This is a genomic window from Pseudomonas sp. NPDC089569 (assembly GCF_050280625.1).
Classification (GTDB): Bacteria; Pseudomonadota; Gammaproteobacteria; order Pseudomonadales; family Pseudomonadaceae; genus Aquipseudomonas.
Map to the genome: position 1 here is coordinate 17,235 of NZ_JBNNVQ010000073.1, position 13,355 is coordinate 30,589.

General features: G+C 61.9%; 9 protein-coding genes. 6 read left to right on the top strand and 3 right to left on the bottom strand.

The window, feature by feature from the left end:
* Nucleotides 1-97: 97 nt before the first annotated feature.
* From ACQKP2_RS23000 to gfa, 6 genes are all read left to right on the top strand, one after another.
* On the top strand, nucleotides 98-1,459 hold the full coding sequence (locus ACQKP2_RS23000) for a purine-cytosine permease family protein (protein WP_427579723.1): 1,362 nt from the start codon (nucleotides 98-100) through the stop codon (nucleotides 1,457-1,459).
* A gap of 265 nt (nucleotides 1,460-1,724) precedes the next feature.
* Nucleotides 1,725-3,470, top strand: coding sequence for a hydantoinase B/oxoprolinase family protein (locus ACQKP2_RS23005; protein WP_427579724.1), 1,746 nt, complete (start codon nucleotides 1,725-1,727; stop codon nucleotides 3,468-3,470).
* A 38-nt stretch (nucleotides 3,471-3,508) separates the two neighbouring features.
* A complete protein-coding gene (locus ACQKP2_RS23010; RefSeq protein ID WP_427579726.1) occupies nucleotides 3,509-5,599 on the top strand; it encodes a hydantoinase/oxoprolinase family protein in 2,091 nt (696 codons plus the stop codon).
* A 96-nt stretch (nucleotides 5,600-5,695) separates the two neighbouring features.
* The gene (locus tag ACQKP2_RS23015; RefSeq protein ID WP_427579728.1) at nucleotides 5,696-6,664 is read left to right on the top strand and encodes a helix-turn-helix domain-containing protein; all 969 of its coding nucleotides are present in this window, start codon (nucleotides 5,696-5,698) and stop codon (nucleotides 6,662-6,664) included.
* A gap of 342 nt (nucleotides 6,665-7,006) precedes the next feature.
* Nucleotides 7,007-7,744 (top strand): histidine utilization repressor, encoded by a 738-nt coding sequence (gene hutC, locus ACQKP2_RS23020; RefSeq protein ID WP_427579729.1) that lies wholly within the window; start codon nucleotides 7,007-7,009, stop codon nucleotides 7,742-7,744.
* Between the two features lie 106 nt (nucleotides 7,745-7,850).
* The gene (gene gfa / locus ACQKP2_RS23025) at nucleotides 7,851-8,444 is read left to right on the top strand and encodes an S-(hydroxymethyl)glutathione synthase (RefSeq protein ID WP_427579731.1); all 594 of its coding nucleotides are present in this window, start codon (nucleotides 7,851-7,853) and stop codon (nucleotides 8,442-8,444) included.
* 66 nt (nucleotides 8,445-8,510) lie between these two features.
* On the opposite strand, the gene ACQKP2_RS23030 is transcribed toward gfa, so the two are convergent.
* From ACQKP2_RS23030 to hutU, 3 genes are all read right to left on the bottom strand, one after another.
* The gene (locus ACQKP2_RS23030) at nucleotides 8,511-9,905 is read right to left on the bottom strand and encodes an amino acid permease (protein WP_427579733.1); all 1,395 of its coding nucleotides are present in this window, start codon (nucleotides 9,903-9,905) and stop codon (nucleotides 8,511-8,513) included.
* A 108-nt stretch (nucleotides 9,906-10,013) separates the two neighbouring features.
* Entirely contained in the window at nucleotides 10,014-11,546 is a 1,533-nt protein-coding gene (gene hutH / locus ACQKP2_RS23035; protein ID WP_427579734.1) for a histidine ammonia-lyase, read from the bottom strand.
* 156 nt (nucleotides 11,547-11,702) lie between these two features.
* The coding region (gene hutU, locus ACQKP2_RS23040; RefSeq protein ID WP_427579736.1) for a urocanate hydratase at nucleotides 11,703-13,355 on the bottom strand (1,653 nt) is incomplete at its 5' end.

The window sequence follows — 13,355 nt, forward strand, 5'->3', positions numbered from 1 at the left end:
TCACTCAACGACAAAAAACAGGGCCGCCAACAGCAATCATTCGCCTGCACTGGCCTCTTACCATCCAGGTTCTTCATCCCAAAACAAGAGAAGAACCATGGCCGCCATCCTTCAGCAACAGAGCGACAGCGCCGATTATTCGGTGGTCGCCGTTCCCGCTTCACAACGCATGAACAAAGGCTCGCTGACGATGGCCTGGTGGGGCATTTGCAGTGCGATGTTCTGGCTGGTGGTCAGTGCCACCCTGGCCATGACCTTCGGCACGAAGAACGCGATCATCGGGCTGCTGCTGTCGGTAGTCACCTACGCGGCTATCAACGGCATCATTGCCCGCTACGCAATCAAGACCGGATTGTCGGTTGCGTTGTTTTCCCGGGTGCTGTTCGGCCGCAAGGGCGCCGTGCTCGCCACGCTGATTTTCTTTGCCACGGCCACCTACTACAGCGTGTTCGAAGGATCGGTGATTGCCATCGCGATTCAACAATACGTGCCGAACCTGTCACTCAATCAGGCCTACCTGCTGGTGGTGCTGTACAGCGTGCCGTTGATCCTGGGCCGCGTGCAGAGCTGGATGGACAAGCTCAACGGCGTACTGCTGCCTTTCTACCTGATTGGTCTGGTGGCGTTGGTGGCACTGACCATCGAACGATACGGCTATAGCACCGCATGGCTGCAGATGGGGCCGGCGAGCGGTCCGGTTGAACATGGCTGGTGGAATTGCTTCAGCTACTTCATGGGCGTGTGGATCCTGATGATGTACACCTGGGACTACGCTCGCTTCGGTCGCAAGGAGGACGCCGGCTATCACGGCCGTTTCAATTTCGGTCTGCCCTTCTACACCTTCACGTTCCTGATCAATGGCCTGGTCGGCATTTTTCTGGCCGGGACCATTCCAACGTCCGCAGGCCTGAGTGAAGTATCGGTGGTGATGGCGATCATCGAACTGATGGGCATCTGGGGCCTGATCTTCGTCTGGATCAGCCAGACGCGGATCAATTCGGCGAACTTCTACCTGGCTGCGACCAATATGCAGGCGTTCTTCGGCGGCATGGAGCTTGCCAAAGTCCCCTACGCGGTGTGGGCGGTGGCGGTCGGCGCGCTGGTCTACACCTTGATGCGCCTGAACGTGTTCGAGTACATCCTGCAGGCCCTGGCGTACCAGAGCATCTTCATAGTGGCTTGGGTCGCGATTGCCCTGGCTCACATTTTTTCACCTCGATACAACCAGCTATTTCAGGACCGTATCGAATATCAGGTGGACCGGGTCAGCGCTTTCAACCCCTGCGGCCTCGGCGCGTGGTTCTTCGCTGCGGCGGCAGGTATTGCCCTGCTCAACAGCGGGCATCCGGCGCTCGCCACCTGGTCGGCTCCGGTGACCTTCATCAGCGCTTTCGGCGCGTACTGGCTGCTGCTCAACAACGCCCGGCGCAGCTGGTTCGTGCGCGCCAACTACACCTGATTCCTACCCTCCTGTAGGAGCGAGCAAGCTCCGGGCGGCGATCCGACGATGGTTGTAAGCGATAACGCACGCTGTCTGGTGGCCCGCGTTGTTTGGGCGTTTCTCGCGAGCGTGCTCGCTCCTACAGACAGTGCAGTGCACTGGCAATCAAAAACCAGTGCATCCCACGCCAAGCCAAGCGCCGCTCCGAGCGCGTAGCTTGATGGCGTGGGTCAGACGTTCGTCCTGACCTCCACCTGAAAAACAACAAGAGTTCTGGTGACCCATGAGTACAGTAGATCCGATCACCCTGGCCGTCGTGCGGGGCGCCCTCGAAACCGCCCAGCGCGAAATGACCATCACCCTCGAAAAAACCGGCCGTTCGAGCGTTTTCAACCTGGCTCACGATTACTCCAACGCCCTCTTCGATCACCTTCCGGAAATGATCCTGCAAGGCCAGGACATTCCCATCCACCTGGGCTCGCTGATTCCAGCCATGAAATGCGTCGCCGATTTCTTCGGTGACGACATTCAGCAAGGCGATGTGATTTATCACAACGACCCCGCCTATAAGGGCAGCCATATTCTCGACTGCTGCATGTACAAACCCGTTTTCTACAAGGGCGAGCTGGTGTTCTGGACGGTGTGCAAGGGCCATCTGACCGACATCGGCGGCCCGGTGCCTGCCGGTTACAACCCGGACGCCAGGGAAATCTACGCCGAAGGCTTGCGCATCCCGCCGGTGAAACTCTGGAGCCAGGGCCGGCGCCGCGAAGACGTGATCAACCTGCTGCTGACCAACATGCGCGCCCGCGCCTATCAGGAAGGCGATCTCAACGCCCAGTACGGCGCCTGCAACGTCGGCGAGCGCCACTTGCTGGAACTGCTCGATCGCTACGGCGTGGAACAGGTACGCGCGTGCATCGCCGAGTTGAAGGACATGGCCGACCGGCACATGCGTGCACTGTTGCGCGATGTGCCGGATGGTGTCTACACCGGCACCGCCGTACTGGAGGATTCGGGCCATGGGCTGGGTGAGCTGTCGATCACAGCGCAAGTGGAAATTCGCGGCGACGAGGCCCATGTGCTGATCGAAAGCCCGCCGCAGGTGCCCTACTTCATCAACTCTTACGCGGGCAACTCGGTGTCCGGGGTGTACCTGGGGTTGATGATGTTTGCCCAAGTGCCGCCACCCTACAACGAAGGCCTGTACCGCTGCGTGTCGGTTGAACTCGGCCCACCGGGTACCCTGTGCAACGCCCGGGAACCCGCGCCCCACGTCAACAGCACCACCACCCCCATGGAAACCCTGGCCGATGCCGTGCGCATGGCCCTTGAACAGGCCGCACCCGATCGCGTCACCGCCTCCTGGGGGCACGCCAGCGGTATCAACATCGCGGGCCACGACCCGCGAAACAACAACGACGAATACGTGACCATGGTGCTCGCCTCGATCATCTCCGGCGCCGGGGCCAACAAGGTCATGGACGGTTGGCCGGCGTGCGGTCCGCTGTGCTGTTTCGGCGCGCTGATGTCCGGTGATATCGAGTTGCTGGAGTACTCCTACCCGATCCTCATTCATCGCTACAGCCTGATGACCGACAGCGGCGGCGCCGGTGAATTTCGCGGTGGCTCGGGCACCTGCATTGAAATCGAACCGCTGAACCACGGGATGACCGTGGTCGGCTTCGGCGAAGGCCGGCAACTGCCTGCCTCGGGTGCCGCAGGCGCGATCAATGCGCTGCTGGAGCCCAAGTTGGGACGGCTGACTCACCGCAAGGCCGACGGCGAGGAACGGCACTTCATTCACAACGCGCAAATCGTCGCGCAACCCGGCGATCGAGTGATCAACGTCAACCCCGGCGGCGGTGGCTACGGCGATCCGTTGCGGCGACCGGTCGCCAGCGTGCTGAACGATGTGCGCAACGGCCTGGTGTCGTTAGAAGGCGCGCGCCTGGAATACGGGGTGGTGATCGATGGCAATGGCCAGGTCGATGACGCCGCCACCCGTGCCCGTCGCGACCTGCACTGATTGCCCCCGCCCCTTTGAGCTATCTGGAATCTCTCATCATGACCAAGCAACAATATCGTCTGGGCATCGACGCCGGCGGCACCTTTACCGATTTCATCCTGGCGGACCGCAGCGGCAACGTACAACTGTTCAAGGCCCCTTCTACCCCCCAGGACGGCACCCTCGCCATCCGCAACGGCCTGGCACAGATCGCCGACGCCATTGGCCGCACGCCGGCCGAAATCATCGGAGACTGTGACCTGTGCATCAACGGCACCACCGTGGCCCTCAATGCACTGATCGAAAAAACCGGGGTCAAGGTCGGCCTGTTGTGCACTGACGGGCACGAGGACAGCCTGGAAATTCGCCTGGGCCACAAGGAAGACGGCCATCGCTACGATGCCACCTACCCGCCGGCCTACATGCTGGTTCCGCGTCACCTGCGCCGCCCGGTCAAGGGACGGATCCTCAGTGACGGCAGCGAATATGCACCCCTGGACGAAAAGGCCATTGCCGAGGCCATCGAGTACTTTCGTGAACAAGACGTAAAGGCGGTGGCGATTTCCTTCGTCTGGTCGGTGCGCAACCCCTGCCACGAAAAAAGGGCCGCGGAACTTGTACGCGCAGCCTTGCCGGGGGTGTTCGTGTGCACCGGCAATGAAGTGTTTCCGCAGATCCGCGAATACACCCGCACCTCGACCACCGTGGTCAACGCCTACTTGAGCCCGGTCATGGGCCGGTACATCGAACGCATCGATGCCCTGTTCGAAGAACTTGGCGCGCAACAACCGACGCGTTACTTCCAATCCAACGGCGGCCTGGCTCCGGGTGTGGTGATGCGCGAACGCGCGGTCAACGCCATCAACTCCGGCCCGGCCTCCGCGCCGCAAGCCGGGTTGTGCGTAGCCCAGCCATTCGGCATCGACAACGTGATCACCGTGGACATGGGCGGCACGTCGTTCGACATCACCTTGAGTAAATCGGGGCGTACCAACTTCAGCAAAGACACGGACTTTCTGCGCTATCGCATCGGTGTACCGATGATCCAGGTGGAAACCCTCGGTGCCGGCGGCGGCTCGATTGCCTATATCGATGACTTCGGCATGCTCCAGGTCGGCCCGCGCAGTGCCGGTGCCAACCCGGGCCCGGTGTGCTACGGCAAGGGCGGCACCGAGCCGACGGTCACCGACGCCAACCTCGCCCTCGGCTACCTCGCCGATGGCGCCTTGCTCGGCGGCAGCATACGCCTGAACCGCAAGGCGGCCATCGAAGCGATCCGCAGCAAAATCGCCGAGCCCCTGGGCATCAGCGTGGAACGTGCGGCCATCGGCATCATCACCCTGGTCAACCTGAACATGGTCAGTGGCATTCGCCGGGTGTCGGTGGAGCGCGGTTACGATCCGCGGGACTTTGCCCTGATCGGCGCCGGCGGCGCGGCGGGCATGCATGTCATGCGCCTGGCCGAGGAAATCGGCAGCAAGGTGGTGCTGATCCCGAAAGTCGCGTCTGGTCTTTGTGCCTATGGGCAGATCCTTTCGGACATTCGCTACGATCAACTGACCACCTTGCCGATGCGTCTGGATGACGAGCTGGTCGATCTGTCGCTGCTCAACCAGACCCTGCGCGACCTGCGCGAGCGCGGCATGCGCAACCTGCGCGACGATGGATTCGGCGCCGGCAACAACATCGAATGCCTGTACAACCTGGAAATTCGCTACCTCGGGCAGGTGCACGAATGCAGCGTCGAACTGACCTGCGATCAATTGGACCAGGCCGGCCTTGAGGCCTTGCGCGACGCTTTTCATACCCGGCACAAGGCGCTGTTCTCCTATAACGAGCCTGATAGCCCGGCGGAACTGGTCAACCTCGAATGCTCGGTGATCGCCCGGTTGCAACGCCCGCCGATGCCGGAACTGGCACAACCGGAGGAAAGCTTCGCTGCCCGCCCCAGCGGCCACCGGTCGATGCTGTTCAGTGCCCAGTCGCCGTGGCAGGACACGCCGGTGTACAACGGCGAACACCTGCAATCGGGCCAGACGGTCAAAGGCCCTTGCGTCATTGAAGAGTCGACCACCAACATCGTCGTGCCTCCGGGCTGGCAGGCAACACTGGCGCCGTCGGCGACCTACCGGCTGACACCTGACGATTGACCACCCGCCAGCAATGGCAAATGATGGCAAACCAGCGGTGCCGATGGCCTTGGGCTTCGGCACCGTCCTCATAATAAAAATCATACGAGGACAGCCATGGCCTACAAGCTCTCCACCCGCGCCTGGCCCGACAGCCAGCGCCAGCCGCTCTGGGCGCAGGCCATCGCCAGTGCCTATTTTCCGCTGTCCCTGGAGTTCGCACCCAGCACCCGTTTCAGCGGCAGCCTGCAAATCTGGGAGACCGACAGTACGCCGCTGACCCTGTCGCGATTGCGCTCCAGCGAACTGGGCTACTCACGCAGCAAAGCCCAGGTCAGCGAGGACCGCGAAGCCTGTTACCTGGTGACCGTACCGCGCCGTAGCGAAGTGCATTTCGAGCAGGATGGCCGCTCACTGCATTGTCGGCCGGGCGGCTTCATTTTCGAACGGGGCGATGCGCCCTACCGCTTTCACTACGCCTGCGACAATGACCTATGGGTGTTCAAGTTGCCCGAACGGGCCCTGCACGGCCAATTGCGCGGTGCTGAACGCTACACCCGTTTCTGCTTCGATGCCCGGCGAGCGTTGGGGCGCATCTTTGTCGATCAACTGGCCATGTGCGCCGCGCGCTTTGATGAATGCAGCGACACCGCCCGCCACATGCTGCTGGAGCAAGCACTGTCGACCCTGTTGATGGCCCTGCGCGAAGACGAGCGCGTGCTCAGCAGTGAAAGCTCCAACCTGGCCGCCATGCATTTGCAGCGCATCGAGCAGTATGTCGACAAACACTTGGGCAACCCCGATCTATCACCGCAAATGGTCGCCGACGCCTGCGGCCTGTCCGTGCGTTATCTGCACAAACTCTTCAGCAGCACGCCCTACAGCCTCGGCGAGTGGATTCGCTTGCGCCGCCTGGAGGCGGTTAACCGAGGCCTGAACGATCCCGGCTGCCACCTGTCCATCGGTGAATTGGCGATGCGTTGGGGCTTTAGCGACCAGGCGCAATTCACCCGCAGCTTCCGCCAGCACTTCGGCTGCACCGCGCGCGAAGTTCGCAGCCGCGCATTCAATATCTCTGTTGGCTAATCCACTGCCATCGCGAGCAAGCGAGCGCTCACACATGGGCGGATTTCGTCTGTGCAACAGACGCAGATCCACATCCGTCACATTTGTGAGCACCGATTGTCTCGCTGTCAGTTGAGTGGGCGGCGCAGCATCATTCCCTGATCGGGGCCGGCAGCCTATCTCCTCAGCCCTGTCCGGATTCATGAAAATACAGCGCGTTTTCCTGTCGGCAGGCGTAGTCTGCGCGCCCTGAAGCTGGATGTTCTCGGCACTTGCGGCCATTCATCGTAAGCTATGGCATAACGAACCATTACTCCACGCTCTGGCAAGCGTTCTTGCCGCACAAGAAACACGGATCGACTGATGATTAAAAATGCACCGCAAGCGCGCTACCAGCGTGCGAAGGACTACGTGCAAGGCCAGCTTAGCGCGGGCGTCTGGAAAGCCGGAGACCTGATTCCTTCAGAGAACCAGTTGGTGCAGGAGCTGGGCATGTCACGCATGACGGTCAACCGTGCCTTGCGCGAACTGACCGAAGAAGGCCATTTGGTACGAATTTCGGGTGTGGGGACCTTCGTCGCCGAAAGCAAGCCACAATCGAACCTGCTGCGAATCACCAACATCGGCGACGAGATCATCGCGCGGGGACACAGCTACACATGCAAGGTCTTGCACCTGCGGCGCGAAGTCGCCTCGATGCCGGTGGCGGCCGCGCTGTCGCTGCCCACCGGTGCTTCAGTGTTTCACTTGATCTGTGTGCACAGTGAAGAAGGCATCCCGGTGCAGCTCGAGGATCGCTACGTCAATCCCGAGATGATTCCGGACCTTCTCCAGCAGGACTTTGGCGCCAACCTGCAACCTGCCATGTATCTGCTGCAAGTCCTGCGGCCCGATGAAATGGAGCACATCGTCGAGGCCAGTCATCCCAGCAGCGACGAAAGCAAATACCTGCAAATCGACATCAACGAGCCCTGCCTGGTGCTCATGCGCCGGACCTGGTATCAGAGCAAGATCGTGACTTATGTGCGCTTGATCCATCCTTCCTCGCGCTATCGCCTGGGCAGCCGCCTGCCGGTCAATGGCGCTCACCGGGACAGCTGACAGGGGACTCCGGCAACTCACGCATCGGGGTAGAAAGCGGGCCCTATACTGGTTGAACCACCCGGCCCTCAGACACCCTTGTCTGACCCTCAAAGGAGACGCCAACGTGAGTACCGTGAAGCTGCACCCTGTGCTGGACAGCGCTGTACCGGACAAGGGTTTCGAACCTGCCGCTGCGAATTTTACGGGCGGCACCCTGCAATGCCTGTGCGCGACCGACAAGGTCGAGGTCAGGATCGACGCACAAACCCTGCATAACCACGCCTGCGGTTGCAGCAAGTGCTGGAAACCCCAGGGCGCGATTTTCTCCGTGATTGCCGTGGTGCCCCGGGATAAGGTCAGTGTCACCGCCCACGGTGAAAAACTGGCGATCGTCGACGAAACCGCGACCATCCAGCGCCATGCCTGCAAGCAATGTCACACCCATCTGTTCGGGCGCATCGAGAACAAGGATCATGCGTTTTATGGCCTGGACTTCGTCCACACCGAACTCTCACCCCAGCGCGGATGGTGCGCGCCGGGCTTTGCGGCCTTTGTGTCGTCCGTGATCGAAACCGGTACGCCGCCGGCGCAGATGAAAGCCATCCGTGAGCGCCTGCACGCGCTCGGCCTTGAGACGTATGACTGTTTGTCGCCGGATTTGATGGATGCACTGGCGACGCATGTCGCCAGGCAGAGAGGGGTGTTGCCCAAGGCTTGAACAGGCGGCCGCCCTGCCCTTGCCTTGATTGTGGCGAGGGGGATTATCCCCTCGCCACGGTCGGGTTCAACGGGTTGAAACTTCAGCCGCCACCTGCCCCGCCGCAGGCTTGACCCACAGCAGATAAGCCACCACCAGCAAGGCAATCCACACCACGCCAACGATCAACGCCGCCTGGGTGTCCGGGAAGTAACCCAGCACGCCGAAAATGAACGCCATGAAAACAATCGCGGCCATGGGCGCATAGGGCCAGAACGGCACCGGGAACTTCAGCTGCGCAACCTGTTCGGCACTCATGGAGCGACGCATGGCCACCTGGGTCAGCAGGATCATCAGCCAGACCCAGACGGTGGCGAAGGTCGCGATCGATGCAATCAGCACAAACACGTTCTCGGGGATCAGGTAGTTCAACAGCACGCCACCGAGCAACGCGGCGCTCATCACCACCACTGTCATCCACGGCACGCCATGACGCGACAGCTGCCCGAAAGCCTTCGGCGCGTGGCCTTGGCGGGACAGACCGAACAGCATGCGCCCGGCACCGAAGATGTCACTGTTGATCGCCGAGATCGCCGAGGAGATCACCACGATGTTGAGGATGGTGGCTGCCGAGCTGATGCCCAGGTTGTTGAAGATCTGCACGAACGGGCTGCCGTTGCTGCCGATCTGCTGCCAAGGGAAGATCGCCATCAACACCAACAGGGTCAGCACGTAGAACAGCAGAATCCGCAGCGGAACCGCGTTGATCGCCCTGGGCAGGACATGCTGCGGGTCCTTGGCTTCACCGGCGGTCACGCCGATGATCTCGATGCCGCCGAACGCAAACATCACCACCGCGAACGAAGCGATCAGGCCGCCGATGCCGTTGGGCATGAAACCGCCCTGGGTCCACAGATTGCTGAAGCCGGTGGCGTGTTCCGCGGTCGAAGTGCCGATGCCGAAGGCCATGATGCCGAAGCCGCCGAGGATCATCGCGATGATGGCGGCGACCTTGAGCAGCGACATCCAGAATTCCATTTCACCGAACACCTTCACCGTGCACAGGTTCAGGCCGCCGATCACGAACACGATGCCGAGCACCCAGATCCAGCGCGCGACTTCCGGGAACCAGAACCCCATATAGATGCCGAAGGCCGTCACGTCGGCCATGCCGACGATGACCATCTCGAACGCGTACGTCCAACCGAGAATGAAACCGGCCATCGGCCCCAGGTACGTACTGGCGTACTGGCCGAAGGAGCCTGCGACCGGGTTGTGCACGGCCATCTCACCGAGGGCGCGCATGACCATGTAAACCGCCGCGCCGCCGATCAGATAGGCCAGCAGCACCGCCGGGCCGGCCATCTGGATGGCCGATGCAGAACCATAAAACAGCCCGGTGCCGATCGCCGACCCCAGCGCCATGAAGCGAATATGTCGGGCCGATAGCCCGCGTTTCAAACCTGTTGCGTGCACTTGCATTTCTCGTCCTTAGTTGTTCTTATCGACGCAAAATCGAATCGCGAGCAGGCTCGCTCCCACAGGCATTACGCAGAACCTGTGGAAGCGAGCCTGCTCGCGATGGGGCCATTACAGGCTAGGCAGCAACTTCGTCGGTACCAGCTCATTCAGGCAACGGGAAGCCAGCAATTGGCTTGCGGCGTCGATGTCCGGCGCGAAGAAACGGTCTTTCTCGTAGTACGCCACTTTGTCGCGCAGGGTATTGCGGGCCTGCTCCAGCTTGGCGGTGGTCTTGAGCCCTTCGCGCAAGTCCAGGCCCTGGCAGGCTGCAAGCCATTCCACGGCGAGGATGCCACGGGTGTTTTCAGCCATTTCCCACAGACGCTTGCCCGCGGCCGGGGCCATGGACACGTGGTCTTCCTGGTTGGCGGAGGTCGGCAGGCTGTCCACCGAATGCGGATGGGCCAGGGCCTTGTTCTCGCTGGCCAGTGCCGCGGCAGTCACCTGGGCGATCATGAAACCGGAGTTCACACCACCGTTAGCCACCAGGAACGGCGGCAGCTGCGACATGTGCTTGTCCATCATCAGCGAAATACGGCGCTCGCTCAGCGAACCGATTTCGGAGATGGCCAATGCCATATTGTCGGCGGCCATGGCCACCGGCTCGGCGTGGAAGTTGCCGCCGGAAATCACGTCGCCTTCGGCGGCGAACACCAGCGGGTTGTCCGACACGGCGTTGGCTTCGATCACCAGCACCTCGGCGGCCTGGCGGAACTGGGTCAGGCAGGCGCCCATGACTTGCGGCTGGCAACGCAGGGAGTACGGATCCTGGACCTTCCCGCAGTTCTCGTGGGAGTCGGACACTTCGCTACGCTCGCCCAGCAGGTGGCGATAAGCGGCAGCGGTATCGATCTGGCCTTTCTGGCCACGGGCCGCGTGGATGCGTGCATCGAATGGCGAGCGCGAACCCAGTACCGCCTCGACGGTCAGGCCGCCTACGGCCAGGGCACCGGCGAACAGGTCTTCACCTTCGAACAGGCCACGCAGGGCGAATGCGGTGGATACCTGCGTACCGTTGAGCAGCGCCAGGCCTTCTTTCGCGGCCAGGGTCAAAGGTTCCAGACCGGCCACGGCCAATGCTTCGGTGGCTGGCAGCCACTGGCCCTTGTAACGCGCCTTGCCTTCGCCCAACAGCACCAGCGACATGTGGGCCAATGGCGCCAGGTCACCGGAAGCACCGACCGAGCCCTTGAGCGGGATGTGTGGATAGACTTCGGCGTTGATCAGCGAGATCAGCGCATCGATGACTTTGCGGCGGATGCCGGAGAAACCACGGCTCAGGCTGTTGACCTTGAGCACCATGATCAGGCGGCACAGCTCATCGCTGACCGGCTCGCCGACACCGGCGGCGTGGGACAGCACCAGCGAACGCTGCAGGTTTTCCAGGTCTTCGCTGGCGATGCGGGTCGAGGCCAGCAGGCCGAAACCGGTGTTGATGCCATACGCCGTACGATTCTCGGCGATGATCTGCTCCACACAGGCCACGCTGGCTTCGATTTGCGCCGAAGCGCTGTTGTCGAGGGTCAACTTAACCGGCTGCTGGTAGATGGCACGCAGTTGGGCGAGGCTCAGTTGGCCTGGGATGAGGTTCAAAGTGGTCATGTTCGAGTTCCTTAAATTCCTGATAATCATTTAACCCACCCTGTAGGAGCGAGGCTTGCCCGCGAAGGCGTCAAAACTGACACACCGCGGTTCGCGGGCAAGCCTCGCTCCTACAGAGTTGCGTTGGGCCACCATCACAGGCAGCCCGCATGTTTCTTATTTGCCGGTAATCATCGGCAGGTTCAGCCCTTGTTCCTTGGCGCAGTCGATGGCGATCTGGTAACCGGCATCGGCGTGGCGCATGACACCAGTGGCCGGGTCGTTGTGCAGCACGCGAGCGATACGCTCAGCCGCTTCGTCAGTACCGTCGCAGACAATCACCATGCCCGAGTGCTGGGAGAAGCCCATGCCGACGCCGCCGCCGTGGTGCAGGGACACCCAGGTCGCGCCGCTCGCGGTGTTGAGCAGGGCGTTGAGCAGCGGCCAGTCGGAGACGGCGTCGGAACCGTCCTGCATCGATTCGGTTTCGCGGTTCGGGCTCGATACCGAGCCGGAGTCCAGGTGGTCGCGACCGATCACGATCGGCGCCGACAGCTCACCGCTGCGCACCATTTCGTTGAACGCCAGGCCCAGCTTGGCGCGCAGGCCCAGGCCAACCCAGCAGATACGCGCCGGCAGGCCCTGGAAGCTGATGCGCTCGCGCGCCATATCCAGCCAGTTGTGCAGGTGAGCGTCGTCCGGGATCAGTTCCTTGACCTTGGCGTCGGTCTTGTAGATGTCTTCGGCGTTGCCCGACAGTGCCGCCCAGCGGAACGGGCCGATGCCACGGCAGAACAGTGGACGGATGTAGGCCGGTACGAAGCCCGGGAAGTCGAAGGCGTTTTCCACGCCCTCTTCCTGCGCCATCTGACGGATGTTGTTGCCGTAGTCGAAGGTCGGCACGCCCATTTTCTGGAAGTCCAGCATCGCTTTGACGTGCACGGCCATCGACTGCTTGGCGGCTTTTACCACAGCGGCCGGCTCGGTCTTGGCGCGCGCGCGGTATTCGTCCCAGGTCCAGCCGGCCGGCAGGTAGCCGTTGAGCGGGTCGTGGGCGCTGGTCTGGTCGGTGACCATGTCCGGACGCACGCCGCGACGTACCAGTTCCGGAAGGATTTCAGCGGCGTTGCCGCACAGGGCGATGGAGATCGCCTTGCCTTCCTTGGTGTACTTGGCGATACGCGCCAGGGCGTCATCGAGGTCTTTGGCTTGCTCGTCGACATAACGGGTTTTCAGGCGGAAATCGATGCTGACCTGCTGGCATTCGATGTTCAGCGAGCACGCGCCGGCCAGGGTGGCGGCCAACGGCTGGGCACCGCCCATGCCGCCCAGACCGGCGGTCAAGACCCACTTGCCGGTCAGGTTGTCGTTGTAGTGCTGGCGACCGGCCTCGACGAAGGTTTCGTAGGTGCCCTGGACGATGCCCTGGCTACCGATGTAGATCCAGCTGCCGGCGGTCATCTGGCCGTACATGGCCAGGCCCTTGGCGTCCAGTTCGTTGAAGTGTTCCCAGGTGGCCCAGTGTGGCACCAGGTTGGAGTTGGCGATCAGCACGCGCGGCGCGTTGCTGTGGGTCTTGAACACGCCGACCGGCTTGCCCGACTGCACCAGCAGGGTTTCGTCGTCGTTCAGGTTGGTCAGGCTTTCGACGATCTTGTCGTAGCACTCCCAGTTACGCGCAGCACGACCGATACCACCGTAAACCACCAGTTCTTTCGGGTTCTCGGCGACTTCCGGGTCGAGGTTGTTCATCAGCATGCGCAGCGGCGCTTCGGTCAGCCAGCTCTTGGCGGTCAGCTTGTTACCGCGGGCAGCGCGGATTTCAACGTC